General features: G+C 65.5%; 27 protein-coding genes. 10 read left to right on the top strand and 17 right to left on the bottom strand.

The features are described 5' to 3' along the window. Positions 1–28 precede the first annotated feature (28 nt). From OZN62_RS13225 to soxR, 4 genes are all read right to left on the bottom strand, one after another. Positions 29–229: a hypothetical protein gene (locus OZN62_RS13225; RefSeq protein ID WP_269100345.1), complete on the bottom strand. Its 201-nt coding sequence runs from the start codon at positions 227–229 to the stop codon at positions 29–31. 59 nt (positions 230–288) lie between these two features. Next, complete coding sequence (locus tag OZN62_RS13220; protein WP_269100343.1) at positions 289–441, bottom strand: hypothetical protein; 153 nt, start codon at positions 439–441, stop codon at positions 289–291. A gap of 44 nt (positions 442–485) precedes the next feature. Further along, positions 486–752 carry a translation initiation factor IF-1 gene (gene infA, locus OZN62_RS13215; protein WP_269102187.1) on the bottom strand — a complete coding sequence of 89 codons (267 nt, stop codon included), beginning with the start codon at positions 750–752 and terminating at the stop codon, positions 486–488. 228 nt (positions 753–980) lie between these two features. Then, positions 981–1,421 carry a redox-sensitive transcriptional activator SoxR gene (soxR, locus tag OZN62_RS13210; RefSeq protein WP_269100342.1) on the bottom strand — a complete coding sequence of 147 codons (441 nt, stop codon included), beginning with the start codon at positions 1,419–1,421 and terminating at the stop codon, positions 981–983. A 158-nt stretch (positions 1,422–1,579) separates the two neighbouring features. Between soxR and OZN62_RS13205 the strand changes: the two genes are divergently transcribed. Beyond that, positions 1,580–1,951 (top strand): VOC family protein, encoded by a 372-nt coding sequence (locus OZN62_RS13205; protein WP_269100341.1) that lies wholly within the window; start codon positions 1,580–1,582, stop codon positions 1,949–1,951. A 96-nt stretch (positions 1,952–2,047) separates the two neighbouring features. On the opposite strand, the gene OZN62_RS13200 is transcribed toward OZN62_RS13205, so the two are convergent. Both OZN62_RS13200 and OZN62_RS13195 read right to left on the bottom strand, forming a co-directional pair. After that, positions 2,048–3,418 (bottom strand): glutamate--cysteine ligase, encoded by a 1,371-nt coding sequence (locus OZN62_RS13200; RefSeq protein WP_269100340.1) that lies wholly within the window; start codon positions 3,416–3,418, stop codon positions 2,048–2,050. A gap of 67 nt (positions 3,419–3,485) precedes the next feature. Further along, complete coding sequence (locus OZN62_RS13195; RefSeq protein ID WP_269100339.1) at positions 3,486–4,262, bottom strand: 16S rRNA (uracil(1498)-N(3))-methyltransferase; 777 nt, start codon at positions 4,260–4,262, stop codon at positions 3,486–3,488. Positions 4,263–4,301: 39 nt separating this feature from the next. Here OZN62_RS13195 and ubiA point away from each other — a divergent pair, with 39 nt between their 5' ends. Next, positions 4,302–5,213: a 4-hydroxybenzoate octaprenyltransferase gene (ubiA, locus tag OZN62_RS13190; protein ID WP_269100336.1), complete on the top strand. Its 912-nt coding sequence runs from the start codon at positions 4,302–4,304 to the stop codon at positions 5,211–5,213. Between the two features lie 3 nt (positions 5,214–5,216). On the opposite strand, the gene OZN62_RS13185 is transcribed toward ubiA, so the two are convergent. From OZN62_RS13185 to OZN62_RS13165, 5 genes are all read right to left on the bottom strand, one after another. Next, positions 5,217–6,575 carry a methyltransferase family protein gene (locus tag OZN62_RS13185; RefSeq protein WP_269100335.1) on the bottom strand — a complete coding sequence of 453 codons (1,359 nt, stop codon included), beginning with the start codon at positions 6,573–6,575 and terminating at the stop codon, positions 5,217–5,219. Positions 6,576–6,645: 70 nt separating this feature from the next. After that, positions 6,646–7,983, bottom strand: coding sequence for a PQQ-like beta-propeller repeat protein (locus OZN62_RS13180; RefSeq protein WP_269100334.1), 1,338 nt, complete (start codon positions 7,981–7,983; stop codon positions 6,646–6,648). An 11-nt stretch (positions 7,984–7,994) separates the two neighbouring features. Continuing rightward, positions 7,995–8,780, bottom strand: a complete 786-nt coding sequence (locus tag OZN62_RS13175) for a tetratricopeptide repeat protein (protein WP_269100333.1) — start codon at positions 8,778–8,780, stop codon at positions 7,995–7,997. Positions 8,781–8,908: 128 nt separating this feature from the next. Then, a complete protein-coding gene (locus OZN62_RS13170) occupies positions 8,909–10,060 on the bottom strand; it encodes a glycosyltransferase family 4 protein (protein ID WP_269100332.1) in 1,152 nt (383 codons plus the stop codon). Beyond that, positions 10,057–10,920 carry an alpha/beta fold hydrolase gene (locus OZN62_RS13165; protein ID WP_269100331.1) on the bottom strand — a complete coding sequence of 288 codons (864 nt, stop codon included), beginning with the start codon at positions 10,918–10,920 and terminating at the stop codon, positions 10,057–10,059. Before OZN62_RS13165 ends, OZN62_RS13170 begins: the two co-directional genes overlap by 4 nt. Positions 10,921–10,983: 63 nt before the next feature. On the opposite strand from OZN62_RS13165, the gene OZN62_RS13160 reads away from it, so the two are divergent. From OZN62_RS13160 to rarD, 4 genes are all read left to right on the top strand, one after another. Next, positions 10,984–12,390 carry a protein adenylyltransferase SelO family protein gene (locus tag OZN62_RS13160; protein ID WP_269100330.1) on the top strand — a complete coding sequence of 469 codons (1,407 nt, stop codon included), beginning with the start codon at positions 10,984–10,986 and terminating at the stop codon, positions 12,388–12,390. A gap of 44 nt (positions 12,391–12,434) precedes the next feature. Continuing rightward, on the top strand, positions 12,435–12,890 hold the full coding sequence (locus OZN62_RS13155) for a DUF3617 domain-containing protein (protein ID WP_269100329.1): 456 nt from the start codon (positions 12,435–12,437) through the stop codon (positions 12,888–12,890). Between the two features lie 131 nt (positions 12,891–13,021). Further along, positions 13,022–14,443, top strand: a complete 1,422-nt coding sequence (gene astD, locus OZN62_RS13150; protein WP_269100328.1) for a succinylglutamate-semialdehyde dehydrogenase — start codon at positions 13,022–13,024, stop codon at positions 14,441–14,443. Between the two features lie 231 nt (positions 14,444–14,674). Then, positions 14,675–15,586, top strand: a complete 912-nt coding sequence (rarD, locus tag OZN62_RS13145; RefSeq protein ID WP_269100327.1) for an EamA family transporter RarD — start codon at positions 14,675–14,677, stop codon at positions 15,584–15,586. On the opposite strand, the gene pyrC is transcribed toward rarD, so the two are convergent. Then, positions 15,583–16,620, bottom strand: a complete 1,038-nt coding sequence (gene pyrC, locus OZN62_RS13140; protein ID WP_269100326.1) for a dihydroorotase — start codon at positions 16,618–16,620, stop codon at positions 15,583–15,585. The two genes, rarD and pyrC, sit on opposite strands and share 4 nt — an antisense overlap. A gap of 37 nt (positions 16,621–16,657) precedes the next feature. Here pyrC and ygfZ point away from each other — a divergent pair, with 37 nt between their 5' ends. After that, positions 16,658–17,371 (top strand): CAF17-like 4Fe-4S cluster assembly/insertion protein YgfZ, encoded by a 714-nt coding sequence (ygfZ, locus tag OZN62_RS13135; protein ID WP_269100325.1) that lies wholly within the window; start codon positions 16,658–16,660, stop codon positions 17,369–17,371. Here the strand turns inward: ygfZ and OZN62_RS13130 are convergent. Next, positions 17,368–17,964 (bottom strand): TetR/AcrR family transcriptional regulator, encoded by a 597-nt coding sequence (locus OZN62_RS13130; RefSeq protein ID WP_269100324.1) that lies wholly within the window; start codon positions 17,962–17,964, stop codon positions 17,368–17,370. The genes ygfZ and OZN62_RS13130 overlap by 4 nt on opposite strands. A gap of 98 nt (positions 17,965–18,062) precedes the next feature. Here OZN62_RS13130 and OZN62_RS13125 point away from each other — a divergent pair, with 98 nt between their 5' ends. After that, positions 18,063–18,881, top strand: coding sequence for a metal-dependent hydrolase (locus tag OZN62_RS13125; RefSeq protein WP_330848749.1), 819 nt, complete (start codon positions 18,063–18,065; stop codon positions 18,879–18,881). A gap of 18 nt (positions 18,882–18,899) precedes the next feature. Here the strand turns inward: OZN62_RS13125 and OZN62_RS13120 are convergent, their stop codons facing one another. The 3 genes from OZN62_RS13120 to rplU form a co-directional block, all read right to left on the bottom strand. Continuing rightward, a complete protein-coding gene (locus OZN62_RS13120; RefSeq protein WP_269100322.1) occupies positions 18,900–19,448 on the bottom strand; it encodes a GNAT family N-acetyltransferase in 549 nt (182 codons plus the stop codon). A 193-nt stretch (positions 19,449–19,641) separates the two neighbouring features. Continuing rightward, positions 19,642–19,911, bottom strand: a complete 270-nt coding sequence (gene rpmA, locus OZN62_RS13115) for a 50S ribosomal protein L27 (protein WP_269100321.1) — start codon at positions 19,909–19,911, stop codon at positions 19,642–19,644. A gap of 47 nt (positions 19,912–19,958) precedes the next feature. Continuing rightward, positions 19,959–20,516, bottom strand: coding sequence for a 50S ribosomal protein L21 (gene rplU / locus OZN62_RS13110; protein ID WP_269100320.1), 558 nt, complete (start codon positions 20,514–20,516; stop codon positions 19,959–19,961). Positions 20,517–20,737: 221 nt separating this feature from the next. On the opposite strand from rplU, the gene OZN62_RS13105 reads away from it, so the two are divergent. Both OZN62_RS13105 and OZN62_RS13100 read left to right on the top strand, forming a co-directional pair. Then, positions 20,738–21,244, top strand: coding sequence for a hypothetical protein (locus tag OZN62_RS13105; protein WP_269100319.1), 507 nt, complete (start codon positions 20,738–20,740; stop codon positions 21,242–21,244). 23 nt (positions 21,245–21,267) lie between these two features. Continuing rightward, on the top strand, positions 21,268–21,924 hold the full coding sequence (locus OZN62_RS13100) for a Crp/Fnr family transcriptional regulator (protein WP_269100318.1): 657 nt from the start codon (positions 21,268–21,270) through the stop codon (positions 21,922–21,924). Between the two features lie 12 nt (positions 21,925–21,936). Here the strand turns inward: OZN62_RS13100 and OZN62_RS13095 are convergent, their stop codons facing one another. After that, entirely contained in the window at positions 21,937–22,362 is a 426-nt protein-coding gene (locus OZN62_RS13095) for a hypothetical protein (RefSeq protein WP_269100317.1), read from the bottom strand. Positions 22,363–22,422: the final 60 nt, after the last annotated feature.

Below are 22,422 nucleotides of genomic sequence, written 5' to 3'. Positions count from 1 at the left end.
CAAGGGCACGTTTCGGTCGCCCCTCTTGTCAGGTCCGTGCGTCTGCGTGCAACTGCGATGCGCTCCACGCGCAGGCAGCAGCGGCGCCCAGGCTTTGCTGGAACGCGCCGATGCGCTTGGCGATGACGGAAGCTTGGGCAAGACTGGCGCGGCGATCTGAATCGTCACGCGCCAGTTCTGCATGCATCAGCGCCTGCTGATGCGCGGCATATTCCTTGTTGAGGTCCATGATTATTCTCCGGCCTGCTGCGGGAATGCCGTGAGCATGGCCGCTTGTCTGTTTGACGCTCAATCGACCATCGCCGCGACAAGTCGTCGCAGTTCCAAAGTCGAGAGAATTCCGGGCAGGTCCGATTTGCTATCGATCTGCCCGCGATTGCCCTGACCAATGCCGGGGCGTGTGAAATGGCGCTTGCTGGCGCCCGAAAACGTATGATTCATTATATCCTTGTCGGCAGCTCACTGGCTGCCCTGTTCATTATGTGTCAGCGCCGAAAACCGCGCTTGCGAGCACCGCCGGGACCTTGCCCGGGAGTTCGCTCGCGGAATACGATCCGACCCTTGGTCAGATCGTAAGGCGTCATTTCGACATGCACGCGGTCTCCGGCGACGGAACGGATGCGGTATCGCCGCATCTTCCCCGCCGTGTAGGCGATGATCTGATGCCCATTGTCGAGAGTGACGCCGAAGCGTCCATCAGGCAGGACCTCGTTGATCTCGCCTTCCAACGTCATGAGCTCTTCTTTCGCCAAATCGGATCCCCGCATGCAGAAAATCGTCTGCGCAAGGGCGTATCCCGTGGCAGAGCCGTGCAGCATGAAAGGGAAGATCGGTCGCCTTCGCGGCGTAAATCTAAATCCGTCGCAGGCGACGTTAGGCAATGTCTATATAGCACAATGTAAAAAAATTGCAAGGTCGTGGTCTGCGAAGAAAATTCCGTTTCGGTGGCGATTACGTTTCCTACACTGACAGCCGCCTTCTCAATCCAGCACCGCCCGCGGCCCCGGCCCTTTCAGGCCGAGCTGGTCGTCCTTGTTGTAGAGCTGGCATTTCTGCAGGCTCAGGCAGCCGCAGCCGATGCACTGGTCGAGCTGGTTGCGGGTGCGGTTGAGCAGGCGGATCTTGTCGTCGATCTGGTCGCGCATGGCGCGGCTGATCTTCTGCCAGTCGGCCAGCGTCGGGTTGCGGCCTTCGGGCAGCTTGGCGAGCTGTTCCTCGATCTCGGCGAGGCCCAGGCCCAGCTTCTGCGCGATCAGGATGAAGCTGACGCGGCGAATGTCGCTGCGCAGGAAGCGCCGCTGGTTGCCGCCCGATCGCAGCGGGTGGAGCAGGCCCTTTTCCTCGTAAAAGCGCAGCGCCGACACGGCGACGCCGGTGCGTTTGGACAATTGCCCAATAGTGATGAAGCTGGCTTGCGGCATGCGACCCCCTGTTTGCAGCTGCCGAAATTTTTTCCACAAATGCTTGACCTCAACTTAGCTTGAGGTTGCATAGAGATGCAAGCAGTGATTCGAAGCGTGCTTGCGAAGGTGCCTCACAATCATTGCTAAACAATGATTTGAATGAGGAATATGACATCATGGCTCAAGGAAAGATCGAACACGTCAACCTGACGGTCAGCAACCCGGCGCGCTCTGCCGCGCTGTTCGAGAAGCTGCTCGGCTGGGGCATTCGCTGGCAGGGACCGGCCCAGAACGGCGGCCACACCATCCATGTCGGGGAGGAGAACACCTACCTCGCGCTGTACACCGATGGCGGCGATCACCAAGGGCAGCGCAAGGGTATGCCGCTCAACCATGTCGGGCTGCTGGTGGACGATCTGGATGCTGCCGAAGCGGTGGTCGCCAGCGCCGGCCTCGAACCCTTCGGCCACGACGACTACGAGCCGGGCCGACGCTTCTACTTCTTCGATTGGGACGGGATCGAGTTCGAGGTGGTCAGCTATGCTTGAGTTCGTTCCGCAAGAACCGATGTTCGCTCGCCGCCAGCCGCGCGCAAAGCGCGAGCCTGCGCAAACGCACCCTCGCGCCGCACTGCCGCAGGGGCCTCAGAAGCTGTGTTCGTAGACCCGCGAGATGTCCCCGCCCCACTCGCCGTGATAGAGGTCGAGCAGGCGCTGGGCGGGCACCTTGCCGCTGTCGACGATCTCGCGCAGCGGGTTGAGGAAGCCGCTCTCGTTGTCGCCCATGGAATTGCGCCGGTCGCGGGCGACCAGGCCGGCATGGGCGATATCGAGAACCTCGGCGGCAAACTCGCGCATCGTGCGGCCGCCCGGCACCGGCGCATCCAGCGCCAGCTTCGGAACCGCCATGCGCAGTTCCTCGCGCTCTTCCATCGACCAGTCCTTCACCAGGTCCCACGCGGCATCGAGCGCGGACTGATCGTAGAGCAGGCCCACCCACAGAGCGGGCAGCGCGCAGATGCGGTTCCACGGGCCGCCATCGGCGCCGCGCATCTCCAGGAAGCTCTTCAGGCGTACTTCGGGGAAGGCGGTGGAAAGGTGGTCCTGCCAGTCCGCCTCGGTCGGCAGTTCGCCCGGCAGCACGGATAGCTCGCCCTTCAGGAAGTCGCGGAAGCTGAGGCCGGCAGCGTCGATGTATGTCCCGTCGCGGTAGACGAAGTACATCGGCACATCGAGCATGTAGTCGACATAGTGTTCGTAGCCGAAGCCCTCGTCGAAGACGAAGGGCAGCATGCCGGTGCGGTGCGGATCGGTGTCCGACCAGATGTGGCTGCGATAGGAGAGGAAGCCGTTGGGCTTGCCCTCGGTGAACGGCGAATTGGCGAACAGCGCGGTGGCGAGCGGTTGCAGCGCCAGGCCCGTGCGGAACTTCTGCGCCATGTCGGTTTCGGACGAATAGTCCAGGTTCACCTGGATGGTGCAGGTGCGCAGCATCATGTCGAGGCCGAGCGTGCCGACGCGCGGCATGTGCCGCATCATGATCTCGTAGCGCTGCTTGGGCATGACCGGCAGTTCTTCGCGGGTCTTGTCCGGCCACATGCCGAGACCGAGGAAGCCGACACCGCATTCCTTGCCCACGGTCTTTACCTGGTCGAGATGGCGGCCGGTTTCGGCGCAGGTCTGGTGCAGCGTTTCCAGCGCCGCGCCCGACAGTTCCAGCTGGCCCGCCGGTTCGAGGCTGATCGTGCCGTCCGCGCCGGACATGGCGATGGTCTGGCCGTTCTCCAGCACCGGCTCCCAGCCGAAGCGCTGCATGGCATGGAGGATGTCGCGAATGCCGCCCGGCTCGTCATAGGACGGGGCGCGGTGGTCATCGAGCTTGTAGACGAGCTTTTCGTGCTCGGTACCGATGCGCCAGCGCTCCACCGGCTTCTCGCCACGTTGCATCGGCGCGACCAGCTGGTCGCGGCTCTCGATCCGCGGTTCGGGCGTGTCGCTGGCCTTGCGCGTACTCATGGGAAAACGCCCTTAGCGGATTAAAGCCGATTGGCCACTGGCATTTTGACTTTATCCGACAAGCGCTTCAGCCGTCGGACCAGTCGCCGGCAAGGCCCATCCACAGGGCCGTGGCGGCGATGGCGGCGGTTTCTCCGCGCAGGATGCGGGGGCCGAGCGAGATCGGCCGGGCCTGTTCCAGCGCCCGGATTGCCTCGCGCTCGGCATCGTCGAATCCGCCTTCGGGGCCGACCAGCAGCGCCGCCTTGTGCTGCCCTTCCCCGCGTTCCGGATACTTGGTGAAGGCAAAGGCATCGCTGGCCGGATCGCCGCCGTCCTCGTCCGCGAAGAACAACAGGCGGTCTTCGGGCCAGTCGCGCAGCAGCGCGTCGAGCTTTTGCGGCTCGGCGAGGCGAGGCAGCGCGGTGCGGGCGCATTGCTCGGCCGCTTCGGTAACAATGGTGCGGGCGCGCTCGGGGTTGAGCTTGTCGGCGACGCAGCGGCGGGTGACGACCGGGTGGATTTCGGCGACGCCAAGCTCGGTCGCCTTCTCCAGCACCAGGTCGAAGCGGTCTTTCTTCAGCAGCGCGGGGCAGAGCCAGAAATCGGGCACCTGCTCGCGCGGACGCAGTTGCTCCACCACCCCCAGGGTGACGTCGCGCTTGCCGGCGGCGACGACTTCGCTGGCCCATTCGCCGGTCACGTCGTCGCACAGGATCACCACGTCGCCTTCACCCACGCGCATCACGCGGGCGAGGTAATGCGCCTGCGGGCCGGAGAGCGAGAGCTGCGCGTCTTGCGACAGTTCCTGCTCGACGAACAGGCGCGGGGCGGATTTGGGCGGCCAGGCGGGCGTTGCGGGCATGGCTAGGCACTAGGGCCAAGCGCAGCTAACAGGCAAGTCATGACAGCCGATACCGTTACCCCGGACAGCGAGCACAAGTCGCTGGCAGAGCGCCTGCCGCAGCCGTTTCGCGACTATGCGCTGCTGGCGCGGTTCGACCGGCCGATCGGCTGGTGGCTGTTGTTCTGGCCCTGCGCATGGGGCGTCTGGCTGACGGGCGCCGGGGTGCAATGGCAACTGGTGCTGTGGCTGCTGCTGGGCGCCATCGCCATGCGCTCCGCCGGCTGCGTCTACAACGACATCGTCGACCGGGACCTCGACAAGAGCGTGGCGCGCACCGCCAGCCGTCCCGTTGCCAGCGGGCGGGTGAGCCTGAAGGCGGCCTGGGCATGGCTGCTGGCCTTGTGCGCGGTGGGGCTGGTCGTGCTGCTGCAACTGCGCTGGCAGGCGCAGCTGGTGGCACTGGGCAGCCTGGCGCTGGTCGCGGCCTACCCGTTCATGAAGCGCATCACCTGGTGGCCGCAGGCCTGGCTCGGCCTCGTCTTCACCTGGGGCGCGCCGGTCGGCTGGATGGCCATGCGCACGGAGCCGCTGCCGGTGATGCTGGCGCTCTACGCCGGGGCCTTCTTCTGGTGCATGGGGTACGATACGATCTACGCCCTGCAGGACCGCGAGGACGATGCGCTGGTAGGCATCAAGTCCTCCGCCCTGCGGCTGGGCGGCAAGGTGAAGAGCGGCGTCGCCGCCTTCTACTCCGCTGCCATCGGCCTGTGGGGCCTCGCCTTCTGGCTGCTGCGGGGCGACTGGCTGGCGCTCCTCGCGCTGCTGCCCGCCGCGCTGCACCTCGGCTGGCAGGTGGCGACGCTGGAAACCGACAATGCGGAAAACCCGCTCGCCCGCTTTCGCTCCAACCGCTTTGCCGGCGCGCTGGTGGCAGCGGCCTGCTTCGTGGTCGGCAATTCGGGGGCCTAGGGCCTATTCGGCCGGCTGCGGCACCGGCTGGCCCTTGCGCGGGTTCAGGCGGCGGAACAGGCGCGACAGGCGGGCCGTGATCACGCCGTTCTCTTCCATCCAGTCGTAATATTCGCGGTATTTCGGGTCTTCGGCCAGCAGATGCGCCTCTTCCGTGCGCGCGCGCCAGTAGTAGATGGCGCTCACTACGCCCAGGAAGATGGAATTGCGCACCGCGTCCAGCAGCGAGTCCGAGGTGACCAGGAAGGGCATGTAGCAGAACCACCAGAAGGCGTTCTTGGAGAGGTAGGCAGGGTGGCGGGTGTAGCGGTATGGCCCGTTGGTGATGACACCGCGATAGGTGAGGTTGGAAAAGCGGATGCCGAAGGCCACCGTCGCCCAGGCGTAGATCGCGGTGAGGAACACCAGCCAGGCCGCCCAAAGCCACAGCAGCGGTCCGGTATCGGCCAGCCAGAAAGCCCAGTCGGCGGTGTTGTATTCGTACTGGATCACCCCGCCATTGCCCATGATGCCATAGACGAAGGGCGGGTAGCACAGCAGCGCCGCCAGCCAGCCGGCAAGGAAGGGGTTGCCGCTGCGGATATGCGCATCGAGCGGGCGTAGCGTCAGCAGGTAGCCGACCGTGCCGATCTGTACGTCGATCACGAACAGCAGTTCGAACAGCAGCACGCCGAGGCGCACCGGGTCGTTCAGGATGACGGAGGCATCGGTCTCCACCACGGCGGCGAAGCCGGGCGGGAGGATGCCGATCATGAAGGCGGAGAAGAAGCCCTTGATGATCCAGGCCCGCCAGTGCTTCTTCACCTGCTCGCCGTCCCAGGCCTCGCGCCCCACCAGCATGGCGCCGAAGTGCCAGCAATGGTCCTTGGGGTTCACCATCACCCGGTCGATCCAGATCACATAGGGGATGGAAAGGACGAACATCGGGATCGCCGCCCAGCCGATCACCTGCATGGCGAAGAGGTAGTTCCCCTCCCAGTACCAGCGGCACAGGATGTAGAGCGCGCCGATGATGAACCACGTCGCCCACAGCCCGGCGAGCTTGGTGATGGAAATGTCGAGCACTTCGGACACCGCACGCCGGCGGCTCCAGTCGATCCCGGTGGAGGGATTGCGATGCACCTTCTCCACGATCACCGACCATGCCGCCATGGCGAGGCCGGTAAGAATCATCGTCGCCAGCGCGGCATTGGGGCCGGACAGGCGGCCGCGCTCGTTCGGCCAGCCCATGAAGGCGCAGATATCCGGCCAGTTGCGGGCGACGAGGACGCAGGACAGCAGCGTGAACAGGCCAACGAAGCCCACCCACGGAGAGACGTCGCTAACAGGCGGTCGCGACGCAGTTTTGCCATGCCTATCCATCGCGCCCGTCCTAGGCGCGAAGGGTTAAGGGGCGGGTAACGCCCGAACGGCCTGTCCCGCTTCGGAACAGTTAGCGGTAGGCGTGAATCTTGCCGCTATCGTCGAGGATATACAGCGTGTTGTTGGCCACTATGGGCGGCAACGAAACGCCGTCGTCGAGGCGAGTGAAGTCGGCTGCCTCGCCGGTCATCACGTCCAGCGAGCGGACATTGCCGCGGCTGCTGGCGACCCACAGGCGACCGCTGGCCAGCACCGGACCGGTCCAGAACACCGGGCCTTCGCGATCGTCCGGATCGCGCCAGCGTTCCAGCTGGGTGAGCCAGCGGATGCGGCCGGTGTTACGCTGGATGGCCAGCATCTGCGCTTCGTCGGTCAGGGTGAACACCCATTCGCCGATCACCGTGGGGGTGGAAATGCCCGCCAGCGTCAGTTCCCAGATGCGCGTACCGGTCAGCAGTTCATAGGCTGCCATGCGGCCGCCCTGGCCCAGCGCGTAGACGCGGCCCTGGTCGATAATCGGATCGGCGTCGACGTCGGTCAGCGTGCCGACCTGCGTCGAGATCGAGGTACGCGCCAGTGCGTCCGACCACAGTTCGCGCCCGTTCTCGTAACGATAGGCCACCAGCTCGCCGCTGGAGAAGCCGGCGATCACCGTGCCCTGCCCGGCGGCGGGTGCCGCCACGCCGAACACGCCGGACTGGCCGGAGGCGGCAGCACGCTGCCACACGATTTCGCCGTCCTCTGCGCTCAGCGCAAAGATCTGGTTGTCCTGCGTCATGACGAACACGTCGTTGAAGGCGACAGTCGGCGAACCGCGCAGCGGACCGGCCGGCTTCACGCGCCAGATCTCGGTGCCGTCGCTGGCATTCAACGCGACCACATCGCCCACGCCGTTGGTGGCATAGACGCGCCCGTTGTCGTAGGTGGCGCCGCCACCGAAGGTCGCATCCTCCAGGTCGCCCGACACGCGGATGCGGTGCGTCCAGCGACGTGCACCGGTCTCCGCGTCGAAAGCATGGATCACGGCCGCGGTATCGACCGCGAACAGCATGCCCTCGCCCACCACCGGTGCGGCGGCCAGGCGGCGGGTATTCGTCGTACCGGCGATGCTGGCGGTCCAGGCGCGGCTGGGCGCAGTCGACAGCGTGACATGGCCGGCCACCTTGGCGGCGTTGCCGCCAGCCTGGCTCCAGGTGGTGTTGGTCTGTGCCGGGGGCAGGATCACCGCCGTGTTGGCAAGATCGGGATCCGCGGTAATCTCGGTCGCGATGCGCGACAGGATGGGAATGCGCTGGCCTACGGTCGGCGTGTCGTCCTCATCGTCGCCGCCGCCGCCGAACAGGCCGCCGCTGCACCCGGCCAGAGCCAGGGCGAGTACGGGAGCGGCAAGATACTTCATCATCGTCATTATTCTCGCTCTCAGTTCACCAGCTGGACAGCAGGTGCTTCCTCTCCGGTGATTTCCGCCAGGGTCGCATCGACATCCTCGATGGCGTCAAATCCAAGCATGCCGGCCAGGCGGCGGGCACGGTCGCGGATGGATGCCGGGACATCATCGTTGCCCGCCAGTTCCACCAGCAGGGCACCGGCCTGGTCTTCCTGACCTTGGTCGATGTAGGCGTTGGCCACCAGTTCGGCGGCGCTGCCGTAATAGGGACTGTCCGGCACGGCGATCGGCCCGACGCGCGCCACCACGTCCTGCGGCTGCATCTCGTCGTACTGCACGGAAACGCCGCGGATCGTGGCAATGTCGCGCAGTTCGGCAGGCAGGTCGGCATTGCCGGAAATGCGATCGTAGATGGCCACGGCGTCGGCGGGGCGTTCGTCCTCGATAGCAATGCCGGCGCGCAGCATGGCGGCCATGGTGGCAACGCCGCCCTCGCCTTCTGCCAGCATGGCCAGTTCGCCGTCGGCGATCTCGCGGTTGCCCGCTTCCAGTTCGTCGATCGCCTGGATCAGCTGTTCGGACTGTGCCTCCAGCTCGCCCTCGCTGCGATCCTGCCAGAACAGGATGCCGCCGAAGGCCGCGATGCCCAGCGCGAAGGCAATGCCCAGCGGCCAGCCGTATTTCTTTGCGAAATCGCCGACCTCGTCCTGGCGGACGGCCTCGTCCACCTCGCGCATGAGCATTTCCTGCTCTGCATCGAGCTTCTGCGCCGGAGCGGGCTTGTCGGGGCTGTTCGAAGGAGTCGGTTGTCTGGCCACTATGCGTCGATCTGCTGGAATGAACGGTTGAGCCGCGCTCTTTAACGGATGGGGCGGGCTTTTCAATCGAAGAGGCGAGCCTGTCCCCGTGCGGGTGAATGGCCGCTTAAGCCTGTTTCCGCGCGGATCTACTCCGATTTCGGGTATTTCTGCATCAGCCCCCAGTAGAGCGCCCGGTAGCGTTCGATCATCTTGCGTTCGTCGAACTCCTCGCGCGCCTTCTGACGATTGGCCTGCCCCATGCGCTTGCGGGTGACCGGATCGTCGGCCAGCCGCGCGAGCGACCTGGCGAAGGCCTTTTCCTCATCCTTGCCGGTAATCGGATCGACCAGCGCGGGGCCGTTGTCGCTGGAAACCATAGTGCCGATGTCGCCCACGCGCGGTGCGACTATCGGCAGGCCCGCCGCCATCGCCTCCACCACCGAGATCGGGAACTGTTCGGAGCGGCTGGAGAGCGCGAAGATGTCGAACAGGCCGATCAGCTTCTGCGGCTCGGCCACGAAGCCGGGCAGGTGCACGCGGTCCTCCACGCCCCAGCGTTCGGCCTCGGCCAGCAGTTCCTCGCGTTCCGGCCCCTCGCCCACGATCACCAGCTGCCATTCGGCCGGCATGCGGTCCATCGCGCGTACCAGCACGTCGAGCTGCTTGACTGGGCGCAGGCCCGCCAGCGTGCCGACCCAGAACTCGTCCTTGTGCTTGACCAGGCCAGGCAGCAGGTCGCGCTTGGGCGGCGCGGCGAAGGCGCGAGTGTCGATGCCGTTCGGGATACGCCGCACGCGGGTGCGCGGCTGGCTCCACACGTTGAGGGCGATGTCCTCCAGCTTGGCGGAAGGCACCACCAGCGCCGCCGTGCGCCCCAGTGCGATCTTGCGATACCAGTTGCGGCGCTTCTTCAGGCGCTTGGCCTCGTCCTCGTTGAAGCCGTCCTCGTGATGCACCAGCGGCGGCAGCTTGAAGGCATCGGCGAAGACGGTGTGCGCCATCACCGCGTCGATCGCCCCCCAGTTGTAGGTGCAGATAAGGTCATACCCCGCCATCGCCTTGGCCAAGGCAGACAGGCGGCCGGGTGTCGGGCGCCCCTGCAGGGCGGGGAACTTGGGCCAGCTCACCCGCGCCTTGTTGCCCAGCAGCTTCGCCGCGCCGCGCTTTTCGAGATCGCCGGAGACGATGGCGTGGTCCACCTCCCGGCCCCATTCGTTGATCAGGCGGACATTGCGCAGCTCCTTGCCCCCGGCATCGAAGGTGGAGTGCAGGTGCAGGATCTTCGGCGTCTTGCTCATGCCACCCTCGACAGCAGCCGCGCGATGGCTTCCTGCGCCACCGGCTCTTCCAGCGTCGGCACGTGGCCCACGCCCGGCACGGTAACGGCGTCCAGCCCTTCGACCTCCTTGGCCATCCGCGCGAAGGTCTCGGCCGAGAGGATGTCCGACAGCTCGCCGCGCAGCGCCAGCACCGGGCGGCCCGCCAGCGCACGCCAGGCCGGCCACAGATCGATCTCGCCGGCGTCTTCCTCGGAATCGAAGGGCTCGGCGATCTTCATGTCGTAATCCAGCGTGATGCGGCCGTTGCCCCCCACGCACATCAGGCGCTTGGCCAGCTTGAGCCAGTCCGCCGTCTGGAAATCGGGATAGATGTAGCTGGAGCTGTCCTTCAGCGCCCAGGCGGCGTGCATCCAGGTGGGATAGCTGCGGCCCTGGCCGACGTAGTCCTTGATCCGCTCCAGTCCCAGTTCCTCGATCTCCGGGCCGATATCGTTGATGATCGCGCCCGCCAGCCGCTCGCCATGGATGGTCGCCAGCAGCATGGTGATGATCCCGCCCAGCGAGGTGCCCAGCAGCACCACCTTGTCGAGCTTCGCCTGCTCCAGCAGCGCGGTGATGTCCTCGACATAGGTCTTCGGCGTATAGCTGGCCGGGTCCTTGGCATAATCGCTGTCGCCGCGGCCGCGCAGTTCCGCACAGATCACGCGCCACTCGCCAGCGAAGGCATCGGCCACCGGCTCGAAATCGCGGGCATTGCGGGTCAGGCCGGGGATGCACAGGATCGCCGGGCGATCCGCGCGTCCCGGGTAATCGCGATAGTGCAATTTCAGCCCGTCGCTGCTTTCCCAGCTGCCGTCCGTATAGGCGGTGTCGCTCAAGTCCGGTCCTCTTGGATTCGCCCTGCCTTGCGGCGGGCCAGGTGAAGCTCCACTAATGGAAGCATGCGCAGCGAACCGCAACCTCACGAATACGACCCCGACACCGCTATCGAGCAGGTCGCGGATTTCCTTGCCGATCCGGTGCAGGCGGCGGACTTTCCGCAGGCCAACTTGCGCTTCCGCAACAGCCGGTGGGACAAGGCGGTAGGGCTGGATTCGCTCTCCGACGAGGAGTGGGTGCGCCATTTCGCCCGGTTCGAGCCTTTGCCCGGCAACCTGCCGCAACCGCTGGCCCTGCGCTACCATGGCCACCAGTTCCGCGTGTACAATCCGGAAATCGGCGACGGGCGCGGGTTTCTGTTCGCCCAGCTGCGCGATGGCGATGGCCGCCTGCTGGACCTTGGCACCAAGGGCAGCGGCACCACGCCCTATTCACGCACGGCCGACGGGCGACTGACGCTGAAGGGCGGCGTGCGCGAGATCCTCGCCACCGAGATGCTGGAGGCGCTGGGCACGAATACTTCCAAGACCTTCTCCATCATCGAGACGGGCGAGGCGCTGGAGCGCGGCGACGAGCCCTCGCCCACCCGCTCGGCGGTGATGGTGCGCCTGTCGCACGGACATATCCGCGTCGGCAGTTTCCAGCGACTGATGGCCTTCGAGGAGAACGACCACCTCGCCCGCCTCGTCGACTATTGCCTCGCCACCTATCCCGGCCCGCCGCCGCCGGAGGACGCACCGGGCCGTGACGAACCGGCCGTGCAGCTGATGCACCAGGTCACCGAGCGGCTGGCCGACCTTGCCGCCAGCTACATGGTGGCAGGCTTCGTCCACGGGGTGCTCAACACCGACAACATGAACGTGACGGGGGAAAGCTTCGACTATGGCCCGTGGCGCTGGCTGCCGGCGTGGGAGCCGGGCTTCACCGCCGCCTATTTCGACCAGACCGGCCTCTATGCCTTCGGTCGCCAGCCCGAGGCGATCCGCTGGAACCTCGGCCAGTTCGCCATCGCCCTGCGCCCGCTGGTGGAGGCCGAACCGCTGGTGGCCGCGCTCGAACGTTTCGGCCTGCTCTATCACCAGGCCATGGCGCGGCGTTTCTGCTGGCGACTCGGCATCGAGGCGCGCGGGCTGGAGCAGGACGCCGCCGTCATCAACGCCGCCGAAGTCGCCATGCGCGAAGGACGCATCGGCCCCGACGAATTCTTCTACCGCCATCGCGGCGGCCGCGCGGCAGAGGGTGCGCTGGCAGACGCCCTGCAGGGTTATCGCGAGCTCGACAGCACGCACGACTACTGGTCCGACGGCCAACCGGAATCCATGCTGATCGACGAAGTCGAGACGCTGTGGTCCGCCATCGACGAGCGCGACGACTGGCAGCCCTTGGCGGACAAGATCGCCCGCGTGCGGCGCATGGGCGAAGCCTTGGGAGAGCCTCCGCCGGCACCGGGGTGCCAAGTCGCCGAATAGTTGATAGGTTGCCTCCAGCGTTTCAGGACCTTGGAGGGAAATCCATGCGCAAGATCGTGATCGGTATCGCCGCCCTTGGCATCGCGGCGTCGGCCGCCGCCATCGAACCGGGCAACTGGGAAGCGACCAGCCGGATGGTCGACATCGAACTGCCCGACAGCATCCCGGCGGAGACCGCCGGCATGGTGCGCCAGATGCTGGGCGATCGCACCTTCACCAGCACCACCTGCGTCACCGCCGACCAGATCCAGAATGCGCCGGAGAACCTGTTCCGCGAGACCAATGGCGATTGCCAGTATTCGGAGTTCGACATGTCGGGGGGCACGCTGCACGCCGTGGCGCAGTGCAATACCGAGGAAGGCACGATGACCATGACCATGGACGGGACCTACACCGACACCACCTACGACATGACCATGGCCATGCGCGGAGACATGGGCATGGGACCGATGACAATGAATTATGCGGTGACGGGTCGGCGCGTCGGGACATGTAACTGATTGAAGCCAAAGCATTCGCAAACAGGCATGGTGACCGTCTTAACCCTAGAGCTTAACCGCGGCTTTGCGCCTGCGGCTTAGTTTCTCTAAGGGCCGATCCAGTTTCAGATTCAACCAAAGGGCGCTGCGCCTTGTCCGACACCCGAGAACTCGTTTCCTATGAACCTGCGACCAACGCCGAGCTGTGGCGGGGCAAGCATGGCGACGTCGACGATCTCGTCGATCGGGCACGCCGTGCCTGGCCGGCCTGGGCGGCGGAACCGCTGGCCAAGCGCATCGAACTGGTGCGCCGCTTCGCCAACGAAGTGCGCAAGGACCAGGACGACTTCGCCGAACTGATCGCGCGCGAGACGGGCAAGCCCCTGTGGGAAGCCCGCACCGAGGTGGAAGCGGTCATCGCCAAGGTGGAAATCTCGGTGAGCGCCTACGCGGAGCGGACCGGTCAGCGCAAGCTCGACAGCGCGCTGCAGGGCACTGCCGCGCTGCGCCACAAGCCGCATGGCGTGATGGCCGTGCTGGGGCCGTACAACTTCCCGGCGCACCTGCCCAACGGCCACATCGTACCCGCGCTGATCGCGGGCAATGCCATCATCCTCAAGCCTTCGGAAAAGACCCCGGCGGTGGGTGAGCGGCTGCTGACCTATTTCAACCGGGCCGGAATTCCCTCGGCACTGGTGCAGTGCCTGATCGGCGGCCCGGAAGAGGGCAAGGCGCTGGTGGCACATTCGGGTGTCGACGGCGTGCTGTTCACCGGCTCCGCCCAGGTGGGCATCGCCATCAACAAGAAGCTCGCCACCAATCCGGGCAAGATCGTCGCGCTGGAAATGGGTGGCAACAATCCTATCGTGCTGTGGGACACCCCGAAAATGTCCGACGCGGCGACGCTGATCATCCAGTCGGCCTTCACCACCGCCGGACAGCGTTGCACCGCCGCGCGCCGACTGATCGTGAAAAGCTCGATGTACGACGAGGCGGTGGAAACGGTGAAGAAACTCGCCAGCCGGATCATCGTTGGCGCGCCGTTCGACGAGCCGCAGCCGTTCATGGGTCCGGTGATCGACGTGAACACGGCAGACCAGCTGACCGAGAGCTTCCTCTACCTGCTGTCCAACGGCGGCAAGGCGATCTCGCACCTGCGTCGCCCGCAGGAAGACCTGCCCTTCCTTTCGCCTGCCATCATCGACACGACCGCGATGAAGGAACGCCCCGACGTGGAGCTGTTCGGACCGATCCTGCAAATCATCAAGGTCGACGACTTCGACCAGGCCATTGCCGAGGCGAACAACACGCGTTTCGGCCTTTCGGCCTCGCTGATCGGTGGCTCGCCGCAGCAGTACAACCGCTTCTGGGCGAATATCCGCGCAGGCATCGTCAACTGGAACCGCCCGACCAACGGTGCTTCCAGCGCTGCGCCATTCGGCGGCATCGGCCTGTCGGGCAACCATCGTCCGGCGGCATTCTACGCCGCCGACTACTGCGCCTACCCGGTCACCAGCACGGAAATGGAACAGCCGCGCGCCAGCGTTGGCGTCGGCTTCAAGGATGCCGGCTAACCACAAACGAGGCGTCCAGGCCGCTAGGCCCGGACGCCTCGGCGCGACCCCCTTTGACACGACCCAGAGAGTCGCGCTTCGAGACTGCCCAACAGGGGAGGCAGTACCGATGCCGGAATTTCGGCTAATGTTGATCCCGGAAGAGGCGCGGATATAGCGCCATCAGTGTTAACCGCAAGCAACCACCGGAAAAGTTTAATTAAATTTTCCAAAAGGGGCTGATTGGGCAAGATGACAGAAGAATCGGTCAGCCAACGTCGTGCCTTGTTATGTGCCTTGGCGACGCATGCGATCTGGGGCGGCCTGCCGCTTTACCTTATTCTTGTGGACGAAGTGCCGCCGCTCGAATTCGTGGCATGGCGCACGCTGTTCACCTTGCCCGTCTGCCTGCTGTTCCTCTGGCGGTTCGGCCAGTTTGCGGAAGTGCGGCGCACCGTGAAGGATCGCCGCACGCTCCGCACGCTGCTCGCCAGTTCGTGCATGATCGCGATCAACTGGTTCCTCTATGTCTGGGCGATCCAGACACACCACGTCTACGCCGCCAGCCTCGGCTATTACATCTTGCCGCTGGTGATGATGGTGCTGGGCATGCTGTTCCTGGGCGAACGCCTGTCCCGCTGGCAGCAGGCCGCCGTGGTCATGGCCGCCATCGGCGTCGCGGCGTTGGCCGCCGGGGCGCTGACCACGCTGTGGGTCAGCCTGACGCTGGCAATCACCTTCGGCATCTACGGCCTGCTGCGCAAGACGGTGAACGCCGGACCGCTGGTCGGCCTGACAATCGAGGGGACGATCCTGCTGCCACTGGTGGCGGGTTACCTCACCTGGGAGGGTGTGTCCGGCAATGGGATCACGCTGGGCCGCGAACTGGTCGAAAGCCTGGCAATTGTCTTCTCCGGCGCGCTGACGGCGATCCCGCTGATCCTGTTCGCCACGGCCACGCGCGCCCTGCCCTACACCGTGATCGGCTTCCTGCAGTTCCTCTCGCCCACGGCGATCTTCATCCTCGGCCTGACCGTGTTCGGCGAGGATCTGAAGCCCGCGCAGCTGATCTGCTTCGTGCTGATCTGGCTGGCGATTGCGCTGTTTACCTGGGACATGTGGCGCGGCGCACGGCGCACCGCGAAGAACGTCGTCCCGACCTAGCCGACGAAGCGCCAGCGCAGGCTCTCGCCCGCATGGAAGGGCACCAGTTGCGTATCCGGACCGGGCAGCGCGGCGGGCACTTGTGTCTCCACCTTCTCCAGCGTCACCTGCGCTTCATTCACCGGCAGGCCGTAGAAGCGCGGTCCGTGCAGGCTGGCAAAGCCCTCGAAATGCTCGATGGCGCCCTCTTCCTCGAAGACGGCGAGATAGCTTTCCAGCGCGAAGGGCGCGTTGAAGATGCCCGCGCAGCCGCAGGCGCTTTCCTTGGCCTCGCGCGCGTGCGGCGCGCTGTCGGTGCCGAGGAAGAACTTGGAGCTGCCGCTGGTCGCTGCCTTGCGCAGCGCCAGCCGGTGCGCCTCGCGCTTGGCGACGGGCAGGCAATAGGCGTGCGGACGGATGCCACCGACCAGCATGGCGTTGCGGTTGATGTGCAGGTGCTGCGGGGTGATCGTCGCTGCGACATTGTCAGGCGCGCCGGTCACGAAATCGACCGCCTCGCTGGTGGTGATGTGCTCGAAGACCACCTTCAGCTGCGGCAGCTCGGCGATCAGCGGCTTGAGGATGCGTTCGATGAACACGGCCTCGCGGTCGAAGATGTCGATGTCGGCGCTGGTCACCTCGCCATGGACGCACAGGACCATGCCGATCTCCGCCATCACTTCCAGCACACCGCGGATATTGGCGATATCGGTGACGCCACTGTCCGAATTGGTTGTCGCCCCGGCCGGGTAGAGCTTGCAGGCGGTGAACACCCCCTGCTGGAACCCGCGCCGCACCTCTTCCGGGTCGGTATTGTCGGTGAGGTAGCAGGTCATCAGCGGGGTGAAGTCGGCGCCAGCCGGAAGTGCGGCCATGATACGCTGGCGATAGGCTTCACCCGCGGCAACGGTCGTCACCGGCGGGGTGAGGTTCGGCATCACGATGGCGCGGGCGAACTGCCGCGCGGTATGGCCCGCCACGGCTTCCAGCATGGCACCGTCGCGCAGGTGCACGTGCCAGTCGTCGGGGCGGCGGATCGTCAGGCTGTCAGTCATGGTTTGCCTATGGCGCGCGCCGTCCTATCTGTCACCCATGAGTTCAACCTGCCTCACCAGCCGCGCCGTGGTGCGCGTGTCCGCCACCGACCAGACGGAAGATCCCGCCGCCTTCCTGCAAGGCCTGCTCACCAATGACGTGACCGGCGACTTGCCCGGCTATGCCGCGCTGCTGACCGCACAGGGCAAGACCATGTTCGACATGATCGTGTGGCGCGACGGGGCGGACCTGCTGCTCGACTGCGAGGCGGACCAGGCCGAGGACCTGGTGAAGCGCCTCTCGCTCTACCGCCTGCGCCGCAAGCTGGCGATTGCCGTGGACGATTCGCTGAAGGTGCACTGGCAGGCAGAGCCGCGCGAAGGCGCCGCCGCCGATCCGCGCCTTGCCGCGCTCGGGCATCGGTGGCTGTCCACCGAAGCAGGAGAAGCCGCCGACCACGCATGGCAGTCCCATCGACTCGCGCTCGGCGTGCCCGAGGGGCACACGGAGCTGGCCGACATATTGTGGCTGGAAACCAATGCCGTGGAACTGAACGGCGTCAGCTTCACCAAGGGTTGCTACATCGGGCAGGAGAACACGGCGCGGATGAACTGGCGGCAGAAGGTCAATCGCCGGCTGGTGATCGTGCCGCTCGATCGTTCGGAAGAGAAGCGCCGCAAGGTCGCCTATCCCGAACTGGGCCTCGCCGTGGACCACCTGCGGGTGGATGACATTCCGGCGGACCTCAAGCCCGCCTGGCTCGAGCTCTAGGCCAGCAGCCCGCTTTCCTTGAGCGAGGCCACCAGCATCGCCTCTGCCCGGTCGCGCGCGGCCATGCGATCCACGTTCAGCGATTCGGCCAGCTGCTCACCCATCAGCGCGTCTCCCAGTGCCAGCAGCACCAGGGTGAACGTCGTTTCATGCATCGACAGCTTGGCGTCGTGCTGTGCCTCTTCCGGGGCGAGGTCGTCGACCAGTTCGTGAATCGTCTCGACGATCGGGTTGAGCGCATCCTCGTTACCCGAGGCCAGCATCCAGCTTGCCAGCGGCCCGCCGCCCTCGCGCCCGAAAGCGTCGAAGGTCAGGTCCACCACTTCGCGGGGACTGCCGATGCCCGCACGGGTCGCCCGCACCGCCTCGCCGATGGTGTCGCAGACCGTCTGCGCGAGGTGGCGCGCCAGTTCCTTCTGCAAGCCCGAGGCCGATCCGAAGTGGTGCAACAGGTTGGCGTGGGTGCGTCCGATTCGCCCGGCAACCGCCTTCAAGGTGACGCTCTGCGGACCGGTTTCGATCAGCAGCGCCCGCGCCGCCTCCAGCGCAACCGCGCGGCTTTCCTCTGGGCTGAGGCGCTTCCTTATTGACATTAGTGTAAGTTTCTCTCACATAGGTCACGAGGGACAAGGCTGATTCGGACCATGATATGACCGCAAACACACCTCCCAAGGCAAGCCCCGCGGAAATTGTGCTCCATGCGCGAGACCGTCGCTTCGGCCGCAACGTGCAGCGCAAGAAGGGCAAGGACCCTGTCGCCGCAGCCTGGTTCCTGGCGCTATCCGCCTCCTTCCCGCGCGGCGAGGCCATGTTCATCGAGGCCGTGAAGGCCCACCGCGACGGCACCCCCGAACGCCTGGCGGGCGAAATCCGCGAGTTCATCAAGCAGGAAGTGAACCACACCCGCGAACACATCGCCTTCAACCGCGCTGCGGTGGAAGCCGGTTACGACGTTACCAATGTGGAGCGGCGCGTGAACGCGCTGGCGGACGAGGCGCTGGACGCCCCGCGCATCGTCACCCTGGCGATTACCATCGCGCTGGAACACTTCACCGCCATCATCGCCCACCTCTTCCTCACCGACCCGGACAGCATCGTGTCCGACGGGATCGGCGATCCCGAACTGTGGCGCTGGCACGCTGCCGAGGAAATCGAGCACAAGGGCGTCGCCTTCGATACCTGGAACCACGCCACCCGCGACTGGACCGACCGCAAGCGGTACATGGTCCGCACGCTGGTGATGCTGAAGACCACGGCCCGCTTCCTGCGCAACCGCGTGCGCGATTCGCTGGAACTGATGGAGCAGGACGGCATCACCGGCTTGTCCGCCCGCTGGAAGCTGTTCGCCTACCTTCTCGGCAAGCCCGGCATGCTCCGGCGGATCTTCCCGGCCTGGCTGTCGTACTTCCGCCCCGGTTTCCACCCGTGGGACCACGACGACCGCGAGCTGATCCAGCTGCACGACAGCGCCTATGCAGCCGCCAACATGGAGGCCGTGCCCGCCGAATAGCAGGCACGGCACACCCGATCAGGCTGCCTGGTCGGTCACCCGTTCGACACAAGCCGGATTGAGGCGCTCGTAGCGCCGGGCGAGCACCAGCTCGCCACCCCGCGCCAGGCACGAGGTCGGCCGCACTTCGCCCGTTTCCACGAAACCGGCGGCGCGCAGCACCTTTCCGCTGGCGGCATTCTCCAGGTAGTGGCCGGCCTCGACCCGCTCGATACCCAGCGTATCGGAAATCTCGAGCACGCCCTTGGCGGCCTCGGTCGCGTAGCCGCGCCGCTGCCACTTGTGCCCGATCCAGTAGCCCAGCTCGTGGCCACTATCGTCCATCGGCTCAATCCCGATCATGCCGATCAGCGGCGCGCCGGACAGTTCGGGCAGAGTGATGGCAAACTTCAGCGCACCGTTGGGGACCGGCTTGCGGGCAAAGGCGACGGCATCGGCCGGGCGATAGGGCCACGGCGCGCGCGCCAGCATGCTGACAACGCCGAAATCGGCGATGCCGCGATAGATCTCGCGCCAGTCTTCGGGGAACAGGGGCCGCAGGAACAGCCGCTCGGTACGCATGAACATTGTTATTCTCCCCATGGGCCGGGTGCCCGCCTCCAGTGGGCCTCCGGTCTGACCTCGCGATGACGGCGAGGCAGTTTTTCGGAAGGAGAATCAAAAAAGGAGACGGGGCGGCCCCATCTCCTTCCGAATTTCCGGACCTGTGGTGTCCGGAAGGGGCCATCCCGGTGGATGACCCCTTTATCTGGTCATCCGGTTATTCGGCGGCTTCCGCCATCGCGTCGACCGAGACGTATTTGCGGCCGAGCTTGCCGTCGTGGAAACGGACGACGCCTTCGGTCAGCGCAAACAGCGTGTGGTCCTTACCCATGCCGACATTGGCACCCGGGTAGAACTTCGTGCCGCGCTGACGCACGATAATGTTGCCGCCGATCACGTCCTGACCGCCGAACTTCTTCACACCAAGGCGACGGCCGGCTGAATCGCGACCGTTACGCGATGAACCGCCTGCTTTCTTATGTGCCATTGCGTCTTACTCCGTATGCATCCGGGCCAAAGGGCACTTGGGCCGGATTATTCCTTGTCAGCCGTCTTCTTGGCGGCGGGCTTCTTGGCGGCGGCCTTCTTCGGCGCTGCCTTCTTTGCGGCGGGCTTCTTGGCCGCAGCGGTTTCCTTCTTGGCGGCCGGCTTCTTGGCCGGAGCCTTCTTGGCAGTGGCCTTGGCGGCGCCAGCGGCTTCCTTCACCGGAGCAGCCTTGTGCGCCTTCGGCGCGGCCTTCTCTTCGGAAGTGTCCTTCTTCGGAGCGGCGGCCTTCTTGGCCGGAGCCTTCTTGCCTTCGCCAACGGCGGTGATGCGCAGCAGCGTCATCTGCTGGCGGTGGCCGTTCTTGCGGCGATAGTTGTGACGACGGCGCTTCTTGAAGACCGTAACCTTCTCGCTCTTCGCCTGGGCGATCACTTCCGCCGACACGGTGACCTTGGCGGCATCGGCGATCTTGTCGCCTTCACCGGCCAGCAGGACATCGTCCAGCACGATCGTGTCACCGGCCTCACCAGCCAGCTTCTCGACTGCGATCTTGTCTCCTTCGGCGACGCGATACTGCTTGCCGCCCGTGCGCACTACTGCGAACATGGTGCTCAAATCCGTTTCTTCTGGTGTCTTACCCTGCACCCCAACCCTGGAAACCAATCCAGCGCCAATGCGCAGCAACGACAAAAAAGGCGCCCACAGGGCACCGTAGAGAGCGCAGCCGTTAGGCGAAGCACCCGAGACTGTCAACCAAGAGATTGGCCGAAAGTCAGCCAAAATGCATGCTGGAAAGCCCGTGCGAGGGAATGTAGGGCAAAAGCCGCATGAGACAACCGCTGCGCCCGCTTTTCGTCCTTACCATGGTGCCGCTTGCCGCCTGTGCCGCGCCGCGTGACGAGTACCCGTCGCTGGCGGTGCGCGACATAGAGCGCGTTACGGGGACGATGGAGGTGGAGCCGGCGCCGCCGCCTCCGCCACCCGCCCCTGCGCCCGCCACCATCGAACAGTTGCAGCAGCTGGCAGCCGACGCGCGCTCGGCTCATGCCGAATTCCTCGAAGCGGCGCCTGCGGCCCGATCGACCGTCGTCGCGGCGGCCGGGGCCGAGCATGGCAGCGACGGCTGGGCCCGCGCGCAGGTTGCCATCGCGGACCTGGAGGCGCGACGCAGCCGGACGACGATTGCGATGGCCGACATCGACCGGATTTTTGTCAGCGCAATGTCAGATTCCGTGCATATTGAAGAGATTGAGGCTACTCACGCGGAAATCGGCAGCTTGCTCGCCGAGCAAGATGCGGTGGTCGATTCGCTGCTGGAGTTACTCACATCATGAGCTTGGCCTGTGCTTCCTGTCCCGTGCGCGATAGCGCCGCCTGCTCGGTTCTTTCCGAAGATGAGCGTGACGCGCTGGCGAAGGCCGGGCGCACGCGCGAGCTTTCCCGCGGGGAAGTGCTGTTCGCCGCCGGCGACGAAGACACTGTCTGTGCTACCCTGCTCAGCGGCGCACTGAAGGTCTGTTCCTACGACGAGGAAGGCAACGAGCGGATCCTGGCGCTGATCCACCCTGCCGGCTTCGTGGGCGAGATGTTCGCTCCCTTCGCCGCGCATGACGTGGTGGCGCTGACCAAGACCAAGCTGTGCGTCTTCGCCCGGGCCGATATGGAACGCGCGCTGGAGACCTATCCCGACCTGACGCGTGCCCTGCTGCGTCGTTCGCAGGAAGACCTTTACTGGGCGCGGCAGTTGCTGGCGCTGGGCTCCGGCCGCAGCGCGACCGAGCAGGTCGGCACCTTCCTGCTGGCGCTGGCACAGGCGGCGAGCGATTCGCCGTGCCACCCCAGCCAGAAATTCGAATTGCCGCTGACGCGCGGCGAAATGGCCAGCATGCTGGGCCTGACGATCGAGACGGTCAGCCGGGCGCTAACATCGCTCGAACGCGAAGGGGCGATCAAGCGCGACGGAGCGCGCGGGATCGAATTGCTCGACCCCGCGCGCCTGGAGGGTTCGGTCTAGGTCGGGAGACGATCAGACCAAGGCAGCAATTGCCACCACGCACACCCCCCACAGGAAGATGAGTACAGGCAGGATCATCACCTGCACCGTGGCATCACGGGCACTGGCGCGGCCAGATGCGGTCATGACGCCTTCCTGCTGAAAACGGCCCCAGGTCTTGGACTTGCTCTTCGTCTGGGGTGCGAGACGCGTCCAGACGAGCGGCAGGCCGAAACCGGCGATAACGGAAAGTGCGAAGATCACCGCGAGGATGGTCAGCTCGGGATGGGCGAAGGTCACCGCCAGCATGGCGATGAAGCCGAGGTAGAGGCCCACCGTTCCGATGTAGAGCCCCTTGGGCAGTTCGAAAGTGCGGTCGACGGGCGCGGCAACGCGCGGCGCGTCAATGTGAATGTCGGCGTGCTGGGCAATCTGCTCGCGGGTAAGTTGTTCGGCCATGTTGGGGCTCCTTCCTGTGCGAAAGGAGATGCCGCGAATCGGACCGGGCTGCCTTGACCT

The sequence above is a fragment of the Aurantiacibacter sp. MUD11 genome (assembly GCF_026967575.1).
GTDB lineage: Bacteria > Pseudomonadota > Alphaproteobacteria > Sphingomonadales > Sphingomonadaceae > Alteraurantiacibacter.
This window is presented reverse-complemented; position numbering and strand designations above follow the sequence as displayed.

Coding starts and splice junctions, on each gene's coding strand:
- OZN62_RS13130 (WP_269100324.1), bottom strand. CDS start 17,964: ATGTCAATAAGGAAGCGCCTCAGCCCAGAGGAAAGCCGCGCGGTTGCG.
- OZN62_RS13155 (WP_269100329.1), top strand. CDS start 12,435: ATGCGCAAGATCGTGATCGGTATCGCCGCCCTTGGCATCGCGGCGTCG.
- soxR (WP_269100342.1), bottom strand. CDS start 1,421: ATGCCGCAAGCCAGCTTCATCACTATTGGGCAATTGTCCAAACGCACC.
- rarD (WP_269100327.1), top strand. CDS start 14,675: ATGACAGAAGAATCGGTCAGCCAACGTCGTGCCTTGTTATGTGCCTTG.
- OZN62_RS13205 (WP_269100341.1), top strand. CDS start 1,580: ATGGCTCAAGGAAAGATCGAACACGTCAACCTGACGGTCAGCAACCCG.
- ygfZ (WP_269100325.1), top strand. CDS start 16,658: ATGAGTTCAACCTGCCTCACCAGCCGCGCCGTGGTGCGCGTGTCCGCC.
- pyrC (WP_269100326.1), bottom strand. CDS start 16,620: ATGACTGACAGCCTGACGATCCGCCGCCCCGACGACTGGCACGTGCAC.
- OZN62_RS13220 (WP_269100343.1), bottom strand. CDS start 441: ATGAATCATACGTTTTCGGGCGCCAGCAAGCGCCATTTCACACGCCCC.
- OZN62_RS13105 (WP_269100319.1), top strand. CDS start 20,738: ATGAGACAACCGCTGCGCCCGCTTTTCGTCCTTACCATGGTGCCGCTT.
- OZN62_RS13185 (WP_269100335.1), bottom strand. CDS start 6,575: ATGGATAGGCATGGCAAAACTGCGTCGCGACCGCCTGTTAGCGACGTC.
- rpmA (WP_269100321.1), bottom strand. CDS start 19,911: ATGGCACATAAGAAAGCAGGCGGTTCATCGCGTAACGGTCGCGATTCA.
- OZN62_RS13200 (WP_269100340.1), bottom strand. CDS start 3,418: ATGAGTACGCGCAAGGCCAGCGACACGCCCGAACCGCGGATCGAGAGC.
- OZN62_RS13160 (WP_269100330.1), top strand. CDS start 10,984: ATGCGCAGCGAACCGCAACCTCACGAATACGACCCCGACACCGCTATC.
- OZN62_RS13170 (WP_269100332.1), bottom strand. CDS start 10,060: ATGAGCAAGACGCCGAAGATCCTGCACCTGCACTCCACCTTCGATGCC.
- ubiA (WP_269100336.1), top strand. CDS start 4,302: ATGACAGCCGATACCGTTACCCCGGACAGCGAGCACAAGTCGCTGGCA.
- OZN62_RS13180 (WP_269100334.1), bottom strand. CDS start 7,983: ATGACGATGATGAAGTATCTTGCCGCTCCCGTACTCGCCCTGGCTCTG.
- OZN62_RS13195 (WP_269100339.1), bottom strand. CDS start 4,262: ATGCCCGCAACGCCCGCCTGGCCGCCCAAATCCGCCCCGCGCCTGTTC.
- OZN62_RS13120 (WP_269100322.1), bottom strand. CDS start 19,448: ATGTTCATGCGTACCGAGCGGCTGTTCCTGCGGCCCCTGTTCCCCGAA.
- OZN62_RS13095 (WP_269100317.1), bottom strand. CDS start 22,362: ATGGCCGAACAACTTACCCGCGAGCAGATTGCCCAGCACGCCGACATT.
- OZN62_RS13225 (WP_269100345.1), bottom strand. CDS start 229: ATGGACCTCAACAAGGAATATGCCGCGCATCAGCAGGCGCTGATGCAT.
- rplU (WP_269100320.1), bottom strand. CDS start 20,516: ATGTTCGCAGTAGTGCGCACGGGCGGCAAGCAGTATCGCGTCGCCGAA.